Origin of the sequence: Microbulbifer taiwanensis (assembly GCF_014904815.1) — a bacterium.
GTDB classification, from domain to species: domain Bacteria; phylum Pseudomonadota; class Gammaproteobacteria; order Pseudomonadales; family Cellvibrionaceae; genus Microbulbifer; species Microbulbifer taiwanensis.
This window is the reverse complement of record NZ_JACZFR010000025.1, coordinates 204,497-220,146: the sequence shown is the minus strand read 5'-3', so window position 1 is coordinate 220,146 and position 15,650 is coordinate 204,497. Positions and strand designations below refer to the sequence as shown.

11 protein-coding genes are annotated in these 15,650 nt (G+C 61.3%); 5 read left to right on the top strand and 6 right to left on the bottom strand.

Features of this window, described 5'->3' with window-relative positions; genetic code table 11:
• Positions 1–30: 30 nt before the first annotated feature.
• A complete protein-coding gene (gene edd / locus IG627_RS09000) occupies positions 31–1,848 on the bottom strand; it encodes a phosphogluconate dehydratase (RefSeq protein WP_193192015.1) in 1,818 nt (605 codons plus the stop codon).
• Between the two features lie 23 nt (positions 1,849–1,871).
• On the bottom strand, positions 1,872–3,536 hold the full coding sequence (pgi, locus tag IG627_RS08995; RefSeq protein WP_193192014.1) for a glucose-6-phosphate isomerase: 1,665 nt from the start codon (positions 3,534–3,536) through the stop codon (positions 1,872–1,874).
• Between the two features lie 346 nt (positions 3,537–3,882).
• Between pgi and IG627_RS08990 the strand changes: the two genes are divergently transcribed.
• Positions 3,883–4,929 carry a LacI family DNA-binding transcriptional regulator gene (locus tag IG627_RS08990; RefSeq protein WP_193192013.1) on the top strand — a complete coding sequence of 349 codons (1,047 nt, stop codon included), beginning with the start codon at positions 3,883–3,885 and terminating at the stop codon, positions 4,927–4,929.
• Between the two features lie 479 nt (positions 4,930–5,408).
• Here the strand turns inward: IG627_RS08990 and IG627_RS08985 are convergent, their stop codons facing one another.
• The 4 genes from IG627_RS08985 to nagK are packed head-to-tail and all read right to left on the bottom strand — an operon-like array spanning position 5,409 to position 9,992.
• Positions 5,409–6,749 carry a sugar MFS transporter gene (locus tag IG627_RS08985; protein ID WP_193192012.1) on the bottom strand — a complete coding sequence of 447 codons (1,341 nt, stop codon included), beginning with the start codon at positions 6,747–6,749 and terminating at the stop codon, positions 5,409–5,411.
• A 49-nt stretch (positions 6,750–6,798) separates the two neighbouring features.
• Positions 6,799–7,923, bottom strand: coding sequence for an N-acetylglucosamine-6-phosphate deacetylase (nagA, locus tag IG627_RS08980; protein WP_319024533.1), 1,125 nt, complete (start codon positions 7,921–7,923; stop codon positions 6,799–6,801).
• A gap of 24 nt (positions 7,924–7,947) precedes the next feature.
• Positions 7,948–8,991 (bottom strand): glucosamine-6-phosphate deaminase NagB-II, encoded by a 1,044-nt coding sequence (gene nagB-II / locus IG627_RS08975; protein WP_226864870.1) that lies wholly within the window; start codon positions 8,989–8,991, stop codon positions 7,948–7,950.
• A 53-nt stretch (positions 8,992–9,044) separates the two neighbouring features.
• A complete protein-coding gene (nagK, locus tag IG627_RS08970) occupies positions 9,045–9,992 on the bottom strand; it encodes an N-acetylglucosamine kinase (RefSeq protein ID WP_193192010.1) in 948 nt (315 codons plus the stop codon).
• Between the two features lie 444 nt (positions 9,993–10,436).
• Between nagK and IG627_RS08965 the strand changes: the two genes are divergently transcribed.
• The 4 genes from IG627_RS08965 to IG627_RS08950 all read left to right on the top strand — a co-directional run bounded on the left by IG627_RS08965 (position 10,437) and on the right by IG627_RS08950 (position 15,629).
• Complete coding sequence (locus tag IG627_RS08965; RefSeq protein ID WP_193192009.1) at positions 10,437–11,705, top strand: substrate-binding domain-containing protein; 1,269 nt, start codon at positions 10,437–10,439, stop codon at positions 11,703–11,705.
• A gap of 369 nt (positions 11,706–12,074) precedes the next feature.
• Positions 12,075–13,298 carry a substrate-binding domain-containing protein gene (locus IG627_RS08960; RefSeq protein WP_226864869.1) on the top strand — a complete coding sequence of 408 codons (1,224 nt, stop codon included), beginning with the start codon at positions 12,075–12,077 and terminating at the stop codon, positions 13,296–13,298.
• Between the two features lie 72 nt (positions 13,299–13,370).
• Entirely contained in the window at positions 13,371–14,231 is an 861-nt protein-coding gene (locus IG627_RS08955) for a DUF6279 family lipoprotein (protein WP_193192007.1), read from the top strand.
• Positions 14,232–14,339: 108 nt separating this feature from the next.
• On the top strand, positions 14,340–15,629 hold the full coding sequence (locus IG627_RS08950) for an aminotransferase class I/II-fold pyridoxal phosphate-dependent enzyme (protein ID WP_193192006.1): 1,290 nt from the start codon (positions 14,340–14,342) through the stop codon (positions 15,627–15,629).
• Positions 15,630–15,650 lie beyond the last annotated feature (21 nt).

The following is a 15,650-nucleotide window of genomic DNA, read 5'->3' as shown; positions in this document are numbered from 1 at the left end:
TTACTGGTGCGCAGGGCGCACCGCTATCCATCAGTAGAGAATGCTGGCACCGCTCTCGGCACCGCTGGCCAGGGCGCGCATATTGGCGAACAACTCGCGCCCCATGCCGCGGGCGCTTTCCGACAGGTCCACTTGCAAAGGCTCGCGGGCCGCCAGTTCGGCGTCGTCCAGGTGTACGCGCAGAACTCCCGCATTGGAGTCCAGCTCGATCAGGTCGCCGTCACGGAGCCTGGCGATGGGGCCGCCCTCGACCGCCTCCGGTGACAAATGGATGGCCGCCGGCACCTTGCCGGAGGCACCGGACATGCGCCCGTCGGTGATCAGCGCCACCTTGAAGCCGCGATCCTGCAGCACGCCCAAAGGCGGGGTCAGCTTGTGCAATTCAGGCATGCCAATGGCCTGCGGGCCCTGGAAACGCACCACCGCAATAAAGTCTTTTTCCAGTTCGCCGGCCTTGAAGCGCGCCATCAATTCATCCTGGCTGTTGAACACTATGGCCGGCGCCTTTACGTGCAGGTGTTCGGGCTTGAGCGCAGACACCTTGATCACGCTGCGGCCGAGGTTGCCATCCAGCAGCTGCAGGCCACCGTGGTGGGAAAAGGGATCACTCACCGGGCGGATCACCTCCGGGTCGCCGCTTTCTTCCGCCGTGGGGCGCCAGACTACGCCGCTCCGGTCTGCATCCAGGAAGGGGTCGCAACAGTAGGGCTGCATACCGGAATTGCCGAGCACCGTGTGCACGTCATCGTGCAGCAGCCCCGCATTCAGCAGTTCGCGAATCAGGTACTGCATACCGCCCGCAGCGGCGAAGTGGTTGATATCGGCGGTGCCGTTCGGATAGACGTGGCACAGCAGCGGCACTACTTCGGAGAGTTCCGCCATATCCTGCCAGGTGAGCTGGATACCCGCGGCGCGGGCCATGGCCACCAGGTGCAGGGTGTGATTGGTGGAGCCACCGGTGGCGAGCAGGCCGACGATGCCGTTGACAAAAGTTTTCTCGGTCAGGATTTTGGCAATGGGCGTGTGCAGGCTGGGCTCGGTGATCTGTACCAGCTGCTTCACCGCAGCCTCGGTGAGCGCGTTGCGCAGCTCGGTACCCGGATTGACGAAGGAACTGCCAGGCAGCTGCAGGCCCATGATTTCCACCAGCATCTGGTTCGAGTTGGCGGTGCCGTAGAAGGTGCAGGTTCCGGGACTGTGGTAGGAGGCACTCTCCGCCTCCAGCAACTCCTTGCGGCCCACCTTGCCCTCGGCATAGAGCTGGCGCACACGCACTTTCTCCGAATTGGAGAGCCCGGTGGGCATGGGGCCCGCCGGCACGAACATCGCCGGCAGGTGGCCGAAGGCCAGGGCACCGATCACCAGACCGGGGACAATCTTGTCGCAGATACCGAGATAGAGGGCACCTTCGAATACGTCGTGGGACAGGGCGATGGCCGTGGACATGGCGATCACGTCGCGGGAAAAGAGGCTCAGCTCCATGCCCGCGCGGCCCTGGGTCACCCCGTCGCACATGGCCGGCACACCGCCGGCCACCTGGGCGGTGGCGCCGTTGCGCGCGGCGGCCTCTTTCAGCAGTTGCGGATAGGTACCGTAGGGCTGGTGCGCCGACAGCATATCGTTGTAGGCGGTGACAATCCCCAGGTTGGGGCCGCGCCCGGAGGCGATCAGGTTCTTGTCCTCCTCGCTGGAAGCGGCGATCGCGTGTGCCAGATTGCCACAGGACAGATGGCTGCTCGCGCGGCCATCTATATGCGCTCTGTCCACTTGCGCGAGATATTGCGCGCGGGTTTCCTCGCTGCGCTCGATGATCCGTTCGGTTACTGCCTGGATCTTGCTGTGTACCATAACCCTTCCATATCAATTATTTGCTAACCGGCGAAATCCAGCGCCGCGGAACCAGCCGTTACCCGCTGGTAATAGTCGATCAGTCCGGCGGTGGAGGCGTCCTGGTTGTGCGAATCGCCACTTTCCAATTGTGGTTGTAGTGCCGCGGCCAACCCCTTGCCCAGTTCCACACCCCACTGGTCGAAAGAATAAATTTGCAAGATCACACCCTGGGCAAAGATCTTGTGCTCATAAAGTGCGATCAGCGCACCCAGCGAGTGCGGATCCAGCTTGCGCAACAGTATGGTGTTGCTCGGCCTGTTGCCGCGATGCACCTTGTAGGGTGCCAGCCTATCCACCTCTTCTGCACCCAGCCCCCTGACCGCCAGATCAGTCTCCACTTGCTCCCGACTGACACCGTTCATCAGCGCCTGGCTCTGGGCAAACATGTTCGCCAACAGTATCTCGTGGTGCCCCGGCAGTTGGTGGCCGGGAGTGACACTGCCGATAAAATCCGCCGGCACCACCTGCGGGCTCTGGTGCAGGTACTGGTAGAAGGCGTGCTGGCCGTTGATACCGAGCATGCCCCATATTAGGGGGCCGGTTGCGTAGCCCGCCTCCTCCCCTGCCCTGGTGGTAGATTTGCCGTTGCTCTCCATCTCCGCCTGCTGCAGGTAGGCCGGCAGCATATGCAGCGCCTGCTCGTAGGGCAGGATCGCATGCGCCGGATACCCCATGAATGTGCAGTACCAGAGACTGACCAGCGCCATCAGCACCGGCGCATTTTTCTCCAGTGGCGCCTGCTGAAAATGCCGATCCATGCTGGCGGCGCCGTCGAGCAGTGCGCGAAAACCCTCGAAGCCGATGGCGATGGCGATGGGCAACCCTATCGCCGACCAGAGGGAGAAGCGCCCACCGACCCAGTCCCAGAACTGAAAAACGCGCTGCGGCTCTATGCCGAACGCGCGCGCCTTTTCCGGACTGGCAGTGACTGCGACGAAGTGCTGCCGCAGCAACTCCGCCTGCGGCGCCAGACCCCCAAACCAGTTCAGGGCGCTGCGCGCATTGGTCATCGTCTCGCTGGTGGTAAAGGTCTTCGACGAAACCACGAACAGGGTGGATTCCATGTCCAGCTGCGCCAGGATGTCGGCGAGCTGGGCGCCGTCCACGTTGGAGACAAAGTGCAGCTGCACCTCCTGGCACCGGTGGGCGCGCAGAGCCTCGATCACCATCTCCGGCCCCAGATGGGAACCGCCAACCCCCAGATTGACCACATCGGTAATACGCTTGCCGGTACAACCCGTCAGGGCGCCATTATGTAGTAAATTTACAAACTCTTTCAAGCGGCTCAGCTCACCTTCCACCAGGGCATCCGCCGACACACCCCCGACACTCACCGGGCCAGGCAGGCCGCCGCGCAAGGCGGCATGTAGAACCGGGCGCCCCTCGGTACAATTGACGGACTCGCCGGCAAACATCCGCCGACGCCATCCCTCCAGATCCGCATCCCGAGCCAGCTGTAATAAATTTACAAAAACTTCGTCATCGATCAGATTCTTGGAATAGTCGAGCAGGAATTCCGGCAGCTCGAGGGAGAAACGCGCCGCACGCTGCGGATCCTCGGCGAAGAGCTCGCGCAGGTGCCGGTCGTGCATCTTCTCCGTCAGGGAGTTGAGTTGCTGCCAGCTGGGAAATTGGGTGATATCCATGAAGTGCCCCCTTTGAATGCGGGTACCGACAGTGTTGAGCCGACACCAGTTATTGTTCTTCTAACCCTGCCCCGCCGGATTCTGGCGAAATGACAGCGTTGTCATTAACTCAAAGACTCCCACAGCCGGATAACGCTGTCAATCAGGATTGTAGTAAATTTTCACAATCTGCCCCGCCCCGCACTGCCAATTCAGCTCAGGCCGGCAGGCGAATGGGCACAAGGGAAAAAGGGTGACAATTGCTGCTAAAATGCCGCCTTCGGCCGAAAAGACCTCTGCGCTGGACAGATTGCGAAACAATCGGGTCAGCAGCCAGGGGCTTTCACAATAAGGACAAGCGCCCCAGATGAAAGTCACGATCAACGATGTCGCCGCACAGGCCGGCGTCTCCATAAAAACCGTTTCCCGGGTGATCAATAACGAACCCTCGGTGCGCCCGGCGACCAGGAAGAAAGTGATGGAGGCGGTGGCGGCGCTCAATTACCAGCCCAACTTGGCCGCGCGCAACCTGGCCGGTACCCGCTCCTACACCATCGCCTTTATTTACGACAACCCTAACGCCTACTATGTGATCGACATGCAGAACGGTATTCTCGAGGCCTGCAAGGCGCGGGGATACGAGTTGCTGATCCACCCCAGCAATTCCAAGTCGGAGGCAGTGCACGACGAACTGAAAAACCTGGTGGAGCATTCGAGAATTGCCGGCCTGGTACTGACGCCGCCCTTCTCCGAATCCCAGGCGGTCATTGACACGGTCAAATCGCTTAACCTGGATCATGTGCGCATCGTCTCCGCAGACGCCTCCCTGGAAGACGAGGAAAACTGTATCCAGGTGGACGACAGCGCAGCCGCCTACGATCTCACCCGACACCTGCTGCAACTCGACCACAAGCGTATCGGCTTCCTGTGCGGCGGCGAGGAGCACGTGTCCACCCATGGCCGCCTGGACGGCTACCGCCGCGCATTGCGGGACGCCGGCCTGCCAATCGAGGAAGACCTGATACTGAAAGGGGAATACTCTTTCGATTCCGGCGTGGAAGGCGCCAAGAAACTGCTCGGTTCCGCCAAGCCTCCGACGGCAATTTTTGCCAGCAACGATGAAATGGCAGCGGGTGCGCTCTTCGCCGCGCGACTGATGCATATCGAAATACCGCAACAGCTCTCCATCGTCGGCTTCGAGGACAGCCCCTTCTCCCGCCAGACCTGGCCCAAGCTGACCACCGCCCACCAACCCAACAACGAAATCGCCAAGTGCGCCGCCGCCCTGGTACTGAGCAAGGCTCGCGGCAAGGGCGCAGCGGAGAGTGGTACGGCGAGCAAGGAGGCTGGCATCAAGCGCGAATTCACACCGGAGCTGGTCGTTCGCGACTCCAGCGGCCCGGCACCAAGTTAAGGGCTTCTGCAGCCAGCCGGCAGGGATCTGCACTGTGGAAGTCTGCTCTGCAGGCGATTGAAGCTGCGCTATCGACTGCAGCTGCTTCGCCAGCAGAGCCTGCCCCGGACTCGATCCGGGGGCTGGCTCCCACAGGGTGACGCCGCCCTAACCCAGGGGAAGCTCTCGAAATTGCGAATCCACTTCCTGCCGTAGGGTGCGCCGTGCGCACCATGAGGCCAGCGGACCGCCCCTAACCTGGATGGTGCGCACGGCGCACCCTAGGATTGCGGTTTTATAGGCAGACTTAGAACCATTCCGCCCTACTCTCAATCCCGGTAATCAGCGCAACAACCATCGAACAACGCAAAGTCCGATAGTAAGCACAAGCTTTCAGGCCATCTGTTCATCATTCATCATTAAAAAAAGGCCCTCACTAGGAGGGCCAAGATGACGAGAACCAAAGAGAAAAACAACAGAAAAACGTCAACTCAAATGCGTTACTTCCAGCTGCGCAGCTTGTGGCCCTTGAGCGCATAGAAGAGAATAAACAGGTAAGCGGGGACCGCGATCAGGTAGGCCATCTGGCCGTCGCCGGTATCGGCAAAGTGGCCGTACAGCGGCGGCAGTATGGCACCGCCGGAAATGCCCATGATCAGCAATGCAGCACCCTTGGAAGTGAACTTGCCCAGGCCTTCCAGCGCCAGCGGCCAGATCGCCGGCCAGCACATGGCATTGGCGAATCCCAGCAGGGCGACAAAGTACACCGCATTAGGTATTTCCGGCAGGCCGAACAGGGACAGGGTTGCGGCGGACAGGGCCGTGCTCTGCAGGGAACCGGTCATCACCAGCGCAGTGAAAACCAGCCCCAGTACGGCGGAGATCAGCAGCGCAGTCTGCTGGCTGATAAAGCGCGGAATCGCGATGGTGCCGTAGATATATCCCAGCACCATAAAGACCATCGTGTAGGAAGTCAGCACCGACGCGGTCGCGGTATCCAGGCCCGCCTGCCGGCCCAGCAGGCCGATGGCGTCCCCGGCAATCACCTCGACACCGACGTAGAAGAAGAGCGCCACAGAGCCGAGGATCAACTGCGGAAACTTCATCAGCCCGGTAAGTGTCACCGCCGCATCTTCCTGACCGGCCACCTCCTCGTCTTCAATATTCGGCAGCGGGGCGAAGGTCATCGCCACCGCGAGAATAGCGGCCAGAATCGCCATGCCAATATAGGGGTTGACCAACTGGCCCGCCAGCTCATCCAGCTTGGCATCCTTGGCGGTTGCCGTCAGCGCCGCCAGCTCGGCGTCGGAAATTCCGCTGATGCCACCCATTACAAGCGCCGCAAACACCAGTGGAGCTACGATTCCGGCGCCCTTGTTCAACAGCCCCATGATACAGATACGCACAGCGGCGGTATCCGGGGAACCGATCTTGACAATGTACGGGTTGGAGGCGGTCTGCAGCACTGTCAGGCCAGAACCCACCACAAACTGCGCCAGCAGGAAGATACCGAACATGCGGCTATAAGCGGCGGGAATAAAAATCAGTGCGCCCACACCCACCAGCGCCAGGCCGAGCGCCATACCGCTCTTGTAACCGGTGCGCTCGATGATCGCCGCCATGGGCAAGGCCATTACGGTATAGGCAATATAGAACGAAGAGGCCACCAGCATGGCCTGAAAAGCCGTCAGATCACAAATGGTCTGCAGGAAGGGTATCAGGGCACCGTTCAGCCAGGTGACGAAGCCGAAGATAAAGAACAGCATGCCGATAATCGCCATCGGCACCAGACTGCTTCTCGACTCACTCCGAGCACTTTCATTGACAACTGCGGTTTCCATAGGAGCACCTTTTTATCGTTATGTTCGTTTTTCGAAACTTGTTGCAAACTTATTTTGGAAAAACTTCCCTGCCACCTATCCAGGTTTTCTGAACCTGTAAATTCTCGTCCAATAAAATCAGGTCTGCGGGCGCACCGGCTTCTATCCTGCCGGCGGCTGAGCCCAGAAACTGCGCCGGGTAAAGTCCACCCATACGCAGCGCCTCTTCGAGATCCATACCACACCAGTCGCGAATATTGCGCACTGCGCCAATCATATCCAGGTGCGAGCCGGCCAGCTCACCGGTGGTGGATGTCAATTTGTCGCCCACTTTCGTCACCACCCGGTCAAAGAGCGGGAAACTGTTTTCGTCGCTGCCCACCAGGGACATGGCGTCGGTCACCAGCATAACCTTGCCGCGCGGCTTGGCCTTCAGGGCCAGCTGCATGGCCTCGGCGCATACATGGTGACCGTCGGCGATCAGGCCGCACCAGGCATCGTCGCTGATCAGCGCCGTGCCCACCATACCCGGCTCGCGGGATTGCAGCGGCGACATGGCGTTGTACAGGTGGGTAAAGCCCGTCGCACCGGCCTGCACCGCCGCCGCGGCGGTGGCACCGTCTGCATTGGAATGCCCGAGGCACACCTTGACGCCCAGGGATACCAGTTTGCGGATATCCTCTAGCGACACATTTTCCGGCGCCAGCGTCACCACCTTGATACCCAGGTCATCGCGGGCGTAGATCGCCAGCTCCTCGTCACTGAGCGGGCGAATAAACTTTTCCTCGTGGGTACCTTTCTTGGGCGCACTCAGGTGCGGCCCCTCGAAGTGCACGCCGACCACCCCGGGCACACCCTCGCGCAGCGCGGCGCTGACCGCATCGGCGGCCCGCCGCATCACGTCCAGCTCGTCGGTGATCAGGGTGGGCACAAAGCCGGTGGTGCCGAAGCGCGCGTGGGCTCCACTCATTTTGCCCAGCGCATTGACGCTGGGGTCGTTGTTGAACAGTACACCGCCACCACCGTTGACCTGCACATCCACAAGTCCCGGTGCCAACAGGCCGTCGAGCCGCTCCGCCTCCGCCGGCGCTTCGCCGCCAACTGAGATGATGCGGCCGTCCTCGCCGATGGCCAGCGGAATATCGCAGCGAATCCGCTCGCCGTCGAAAAGCTGTTCCGCTATCAGTGTGCGCACCACAGAAGCCTCCAATCTCGCCGCTTAAACGGTCTGGGTCACTTTCTTCAGACCGGCCGGTTCGTCCGGATTGATACCGCGGCTGACCGCCACATGGGCGACATCGATATAGAAGCGCTGCAGCAGCGCCAGCGGGGCCACGCGCGGATGCACGCCCCGACTCGGCACGTGCAGGTTTACCAGGGTGCCGCCGCGGCGGATGATATCGGCGATCTGCTCGCTGTGGGCCTGATAGGACTCATCCTCGATGGGCACATTAACCACGGTGAGCTTCTGCTCCACCAGGGTCACAGGGCCGTGCAGGAACTCCGCACTGGAAAAGGACTCCGCGTGAATATTGCAGACTTCCTTCAGTTTCAGCGCCAGCTCGCGGGTGATGCCGTAGCCGGGACCGCGCCCCAGTACCACCAGGTTTTTCACCGCTGCCAGGTCTTCCGGGCGCAGCTGGATATCGGCGTCGACCGCTTCCTGCAATGTCTGCGGCAGCGCTTCGACCGCTTCGAGCAGTTCCCCACTTTCGGTCCAGTTGGCCACCAGCTGCAAAATGGCAGACAGGGTGGCGAGATAACTCTTGGTGGCGGCGACGGCCTTCTCCGGGCCGGCTTTCAGCGGCACCGTCAGATCGACAATATCCTTGATCGGCGCGCTCTCGTCGTTCACCAGCGCCACCGTATAGGCGCCCTGCTCTCTGGCCATCTTCGCCTGGGCGAGGATGTCCGGGCTGCGGCCGGACTGGGAGATCACCAGCACCAGCGCGCCTTCCAACTTGAGCTTGCGGCCGTAGACGCTGGATACGGAGGGCGCCGCGGCGAAAGTGGGCGTACCGGTTTCGATTTCGATCAGGTACTTGGCGAAGACGCCGGCGTGGTCTGAGGAGCCGCGGCCGACGATCATCACAAACCTGGGCGGTTCGCGGCGCAGACGCTCGCCCAGTTCCGCCATGGTAGCGGCGTTGTTCTGCAATTGCTCGGCGATGCGCGCCGGCGCCTCGCGGGCCTCGGTTTCCATCACGGTGGTGGCCATGGCGCTGTCTACCTGTGTTGCCTCAGCGGAATTTACTGCAGTCATATCAATCTCTGGTTTCCCTTCAATCTCTGGCCCCATGTCACTCTCTGGTTCCACTATCCGTACAGGGCCTTGGTGTCATTTTCCCGCGCCGCCGATTCGGCTCCGACGGCCTCTTTCGCCAGGGACTGCTGGGCGAAATAGACACAACCGATTTCCGGTGCATCCAGGGGCGCCGCCAGGCGTTCCACCACGTGGGGTGCCAGCCAGGGGCGCAGGCGCGGCGCCAGGCCGCCGATCATCGACAGGCGCGGCGGCTTCAGCTCCAGCAGCTTGTCGGCCAGGTCGCTGATATAGGAGGCACCGTCGCGGACTATGGCCTCCGCCACCGGATCGCCGGCCTCGGCGCAACCGATCACCGGTACCGCCAGGCGCGCGTAGTGACTGGAGGACTTGCCGCCGATCTTCTCGAACACCTCGTTGGCATCCTTCGCATCGAGCGCCTGCAGCAATTCACCTTTCAGGCTGGAGTCCTCGGCCAGGCCGTCCAGCGCCATCAGCAGGTATTTGACCGCCTCCATGCCCATCCAGGCACCGCTGCCCTTGTCACCGTGGGGAAAGCCGTGACCGCCAATCAGCTTACTGCGACCATTGACCCAGGCATAACCAACGGACCCGGTACCGGCAATGATCACGGCACCGTCGCCACCGCGGTGGGCGCCGAGGCAGGCCGAGTGCTGATCGGTGGTGAGATACATCTTCTTGAAGGGGTGCGCCCAGGAGGCCATCTCGTTGTAGAGCCGCGGCATATTGACGCCGGCCAGGCCGACGCCGGCTACCAGCTGGTCGAGCATTTCCGGGGGCAGTTTGGCGTCCGCCAGGGCGAGCGCGGCGGAGCGCACTATGGAATCAATGGTCTGGGCATAACCGTGCAGCGGGTTTGCAGGTCCGGCGACACCGGTACCGAGGACGCGATTGTCGGCATCCACTATGGAGGCGCGGCACTTGCTGCCGCCGCCGTCGATACCAATAAAAAGGGTGTCCCTGTCTCTCAAAGCAACCATCTGAACCGGCCTCTAAGATTTTGTATTGTTATGTGTCTTCACCAGGCTTCCCAATACATTTCCCCCGGGAAGCGCGGCCGGCGCACAAAAGGCGCCAGTGCCAATATAGGAGGGATACTACACGAGAAATGACAGCGTTGTCATCTCATTTTTGTAAAAAAGTCGATCGAAGGACCTGTGCGGGGCTTCCTGCCGCTCAAAATCTATCCAACACTCTTGTTACAGGCCCAGAGTATAAGTGCTCGACGCCCCCTCGCCCACTGGCGCCCGCCACTTGGCGTAGATGTGATCCACTGCCGCTTTCTCCCGCCACAGGAGAGGACAGGCGCCTCTGCGGCGGCGAAATTCGACCCCCTTCATATACTTTTTTCCGCCTCAGATTAACGCGCGGGCGGCATTAAGCCGCGACCGGCTCGCGAGCCAGACACAATTAAGGAAGATCCCATGTATATGCGTATCCTCGGCGCCCTGCTCCTATCCGCTGCGGCCCTGACCCATGCGGACAGCACTCCCCGAACTAGTACCCAGCTTAAAATCGGCGACAGCAGCGGTGGCGACCGTGGACTCGCGGCGGAACTTGCCCGCGGCTACCTGCAGTCCCGCGGCGGCAGCGACATACAGGTCATCCGCCGCGGCAGCCAAATGCGGGTTTCGGGACGAATAGACGGCACCAGTCTCAGATTCGCCATCAGCAGTCCGCGCCGTGAAACCGCCCTCATTAGGCTGGCAGACGGCGGTCTCGACCTGGCCCTGACCTCGGGTCGCGCCGCTGCCGACCAGCGCCAGCGACTCGCGGGCAGTGGCGGCCTGCTGGAAGAGGTGGCAGGACTGCAGGCTCTGGTCCTGGCAGTACACCCGGATAATCCTGTCGGTGCCATTGACGAAAGCAGCCTGCGCCAGCTGCTGCGCACCGGCAACGGCAACTGGCGCGACTTCGGCGGCGAGGATGCCCCCATCGCCCTGACTGCCAGCGACCAGCTGGCAGAACCGCTTCTACAGGCCCTGGCTCCCGCCGTCACTGATCGCCGGGATGAGGCCAGCCTGGAGCTGATACTGCAGCAGAATCCCCTGGCACTGGCCCTGCTTCCCCTGCAACAGGCCGACAACTACAGCAAGCTGGCGGTCACCACTGGAAGCACGTCCCTGCAGCCGCTGCCGGCCCTGATCGCCAGTGAGGACTACCCCCTGTCCCGGCGTTTGTATCTCTATGCGCGAGATGGACGGCAGAATCCTCTCCTGGACGAATTTGTCGAATTCGTGCTGAGCGACGCTGGCCAGGCCCTGGTCGATGCCAACAACCTGGTCAGCCTGAAGCCGCGCCCGCTGGATATAACACCGCGGGGCGATATGCCGGCCCCCTACCGCAAGCTGGCCTCCGAGGGGCAGAGAATCAGCATCGCTTTTCGTTTCGATAATGGCGGCAGCGAACTCGATGTGCGCGCGCAGCAGGATATCTCCCGGCTGGCAGCCTTTCTGGGGCAGGCGGAAAACCGCGGCAGGAAAATCGCCCTGGTGGGCTTCAGCGACCGACAGCGGCGCGATGCCATGGCTCTGACCATATCCCGCTTTCGCACCGTGATTGTCAATCGCCACCTGCGCGGCGTCGACATTGCCGCGGAACACACCCTGGCTCTCGGTGCCAGCGCCCCACTTACCCGCGACGAAAATACCTCCGAGCAACGCAATGCCAGGGTCGAAGTCTGGTTACTTTGACAGCGATCTGGCGAGTGATTATCCATGCGCTCGCCACTTGCCACCCACTCTTGTGATCACATAAAGAATGCGAATCGGTTAACACGCCGCTGAAATATTTTTGTCACATTATTCTGCGATAAAGCCCACGCCCGGACAGGCACCAGACACGCCTTCCGCACCACACGAAGACGCCATCGGCAGGCCTTACCTGCTGAATCCCAACAAAGACAACGGCAGTTTCGTTCCAAAAAAATCCCAAGCAAGAACTGCAAGCGAGAGATTATCCAGATGGGGGGCCTGTCCATGCGCGCTTTTTTGACCGCGCTTCTGTGCTGTCAACTGTTGGCCGTAGCGGCCCAGGCGACTGAAACGAAAACACTGTTCCGCATGACCGGTTCCAACACTGTTGGAGCGGAGCTGGCGCCGCTGCTGGTCAAAGGCTACCTGCAGAGCCTCGGCGCCACCGACATAGAGCAGCGCAGCGAGGGCGTACGCCACTGGATCAGTGCACAACTGGAAGGGCGCCGTGTTGAAGTCCCAATTCTCGCACTGGGCTCGAGCACCAGCTTCAAGGCCCTGAACGAGGACAGTGCGGATATCGGTATGGCCTCACGCCGGATCAAGCGGAAGGAAATGCAAATGCTGGCGCGCTTCGGCGACCTCGCAGGCGCCGAAGCGGAACACGTCGTTGGCCTCGACACCCTCACCATCGGCGTGCATCCGAGCAACCCGATCGCCCACCTGACCATGGACCAGGTCCGCCAGATCTACGAGCGTAAAATCAGCAACTGGCAGGAGCTCGGCGGCCCCGACCTGCCAATCCGCCCCCTGCACAGGGATATCGAATCCGGTACTCGCACCACTTTTGACGAGGATGTGTTTGGTGAAAGCCGCCCGGCAGAGCCGGGAGTCTACGAGGTCTCCGGCAATGCCGAAACCCGCCAGATTGTGCTGAGGGACCTGGGCGCCATCGGCTACCTGCCCTTTGCGCACACCCAAGGCATTAAGAAGGTTGCGTTGAAAGTGGGGGATCTGGCGGCAATAGTACCGGACCGGGGCATCATCGCCACCGAGGACTTCCCCCTGACCCGGCGCCTCTTCCTGTACAAAAAACCCGGCCAGTACAAACTCCATGTGGACAGCTTCCTGCATTTTGCCGAATCCCCCGAAGGGCAGAAGCTGGTGGCCGACATCGGCTTTATCAACCTGACGCCGGTAGCGCTGAAAATGACGCCCTACCCCAATGCGCCGGAAGCCTACCGGGCACTGATGACAAGTGGCGAACGCCTGAGTATTTCCTTCCGCTTTGCCAACGGCAGCTCGGAACTGGACAGCCGTGCGCTCAAGGATCTGCGCCGCCTGGAATCCTATATGGAGCAGGCCGACCGCGAATTGAGCCTCACCCTGGTGGGTTTTTCCGACCAGAAGTCCAATAACAATATTGCCGACATCATCTCCCGTTTTCGCGCCCTGAAAGTCCAGGGCGCCCTGCTGCGGGATCACCAGTTGGGCGACAGCAGAATCCTTGCACTGGGGGCCTTCGCGCCACTGACCGCAGACCGCGGACAGGCGCCAGTCAAGAACAGCCGCGTCGAGGTGTGGCTTAATTAACCCGCTTCCAGCTCGACTATATTGAACACTGGCCCGGCAATTCTGCAGGGATAGTTTTCACGGAAGGAGCGAATGGCAGCACCGGCAATACTGGCCCGAATATCGCGCACAGCGGCGTTGCTGGTCACCGCGCTGCTGCTCGGCAGCTGTTCCAGCATCCAGTTCGCCTACAACCAGCTGGACCTCTGGATGCGCTGGCAGATCGACGACTATGTCGACTTCACACCCAAACAGAAAGGCCAGCTGAAAGGCGCCCTCGGCAGCTTTCACAGCTGGCACCGCCAAACCCAATTGCCCCGCTACGCGGAATTCCTGTCACGGCTCGCCGATCGGGTCGAAGAAGGCCAACTGCAGGCGCTACAGCTGGCGTCGGTGGAAGAGCAGGTGCGCCTGTTCTGGGATACTGCCAGCACCCAGCTTTACGATCTGTTGCTGCCGCTCGCCGCGGAACTGGACGCGGACCAGGTCGACGAACTGGAACAGAAGCTGCGTGAAAAGCGCGAGGAGTCGCTGGAGAAGTGGCAGAAGTCGCCGGAGAAAATCCAGCGCCGCAGAAAGAAGCAGATTCGCAAGCAGAGCGAGCGCTGGCTCGGCTCCCTGAGCGAAGAGCAGGAACAGCTGATCGCCGCCTGGGTGGCCCAGGTGGAATACAACCCCCTGCTGCGCGACCAGCAGCGGCAGATATGGCAGTCGCACTTTATCGACCTGCTGCGCCGCAAGCCGGTTGGCTATCTGGCCAGGATGCGCGACCTGATGCTGAACCCCGAACAGCTGTGGTCGGAAGACTACAAGCAGCTGCAGGAACAGCGACACCGCCAGGCGCGCCAACTGAGCGAGCAGATTCTCGCCAGCACCACCGAAGTGCAGCGCCGGCACCTGACCGGGGCCCTGCGCGAATACGCGCGGGACTTCCGCACCCTCGCCAGCCAGTGAAGGGCCCCTAAACCCACCACTATTACCTTACACCACACTAGGTAGCTGACGAATCCCTCCTCCAGCTGCTAAGCTCGCCGCTTCCATCCACCAGCCAGAGGGATCCCCGTGCGTATCGACTCCGCCACACGCGACCAGTTACAGGAATGGGAAAAGGAACTGAGCACGCATTACCAGCGTATCTGCCAGCACGAATTGAGCCTGGATATCACCCGGGGCAAACCCGCGGCGGACCAGCTGCATCAGTCGGACGGCCTGGACGGCATACTGAACGGCGACTACCGCGCGGCCGACGGCACCGATACGCGCAACTATGGTGGCAGGAATGGGGGCGGCCTCGAGGGATTGCTCTGCGCGCGCGAACTGGGTGCGGACATCCTGCAGGTACCCACCGAGGAAGTGCTCGCCGGCGGCAACAGCTCCCTCACCCTGATGTACCACGCGGTACTGACAGGCTACCTGTTCGGCTTCGCCGGCAACAAACCCTGGCGGGAACTGCAGTCGCCGAAATTCCTGTGTCCCGTGCCCGGCTACGACCGCCACTTTTCCATCTGTGAGCAACTGGGTATCGGTATGGTCAACGTGCCCATGACCGAAACCGGCCCGGATATGGATGCGATCGAGGAAGAGATCAAAAAGGATCAGGGCATCATCGGTATCTGGTGTGTTCCCAAGTTTTCCAACCCGACCGGGGTTACCTACAGCCAGGAGACTGTCGTCCGCCTCGCGCAACTGGCGCAGATCGCCAATCCGGGTTTCCGTATTTTCTGGGATAACGCCTATGCGATCCACGACCTGGAACAGCAGATCAATCTCCCGGGTATCCGCGCCGCGAGCCTGGAAAACGACACCGCGGACTCGGTGCTGCAGTTCGCCTCCACCTCCAAGGTGACACACGCCGGCGCCGGTGTGGCCTTTGTCAGCGCCAGCACCGCCAACCTGGCGTCGCTGAAAAAGCAGATGCATGCCATGACCATAGGTCCGGACAAGGTGAACCAGCTGCGTCACTCGCGCTTCTTCGCCGAGTTCACCCTGCTGAAGAAACATATGCAGAAGCATGCGCAGATTCTGAAACCGAAGTTTGCGTGTGTACTGAGCCAGCTGGAGAGTGCCTTCGGCGATTCGGACCTGGGCGAGTGGGAAAAGCCGAAAGGCGGCTACTTTGTCTCCTTCAACACCCGCCCGGGCTGCGCCACAGCGGTGGTGCAGCTGGCCGCGGACGCGGGCGTCAAGCTGACACCGGCCGGCGCCACCTTCCCCTATGGCAAAGACCCTGAGGATCGCAATATCCGCATAGCGCCGAGCTTCCCGCCACTGGAGGAGCTGGATACGGCCATGTCGGTGTTTATCCTGTGTGTAAAGCTGGCGAGTGTGCGCAAGAAGCTGGAAATACTGTAATTAAACAGTTGTCGCAACGCA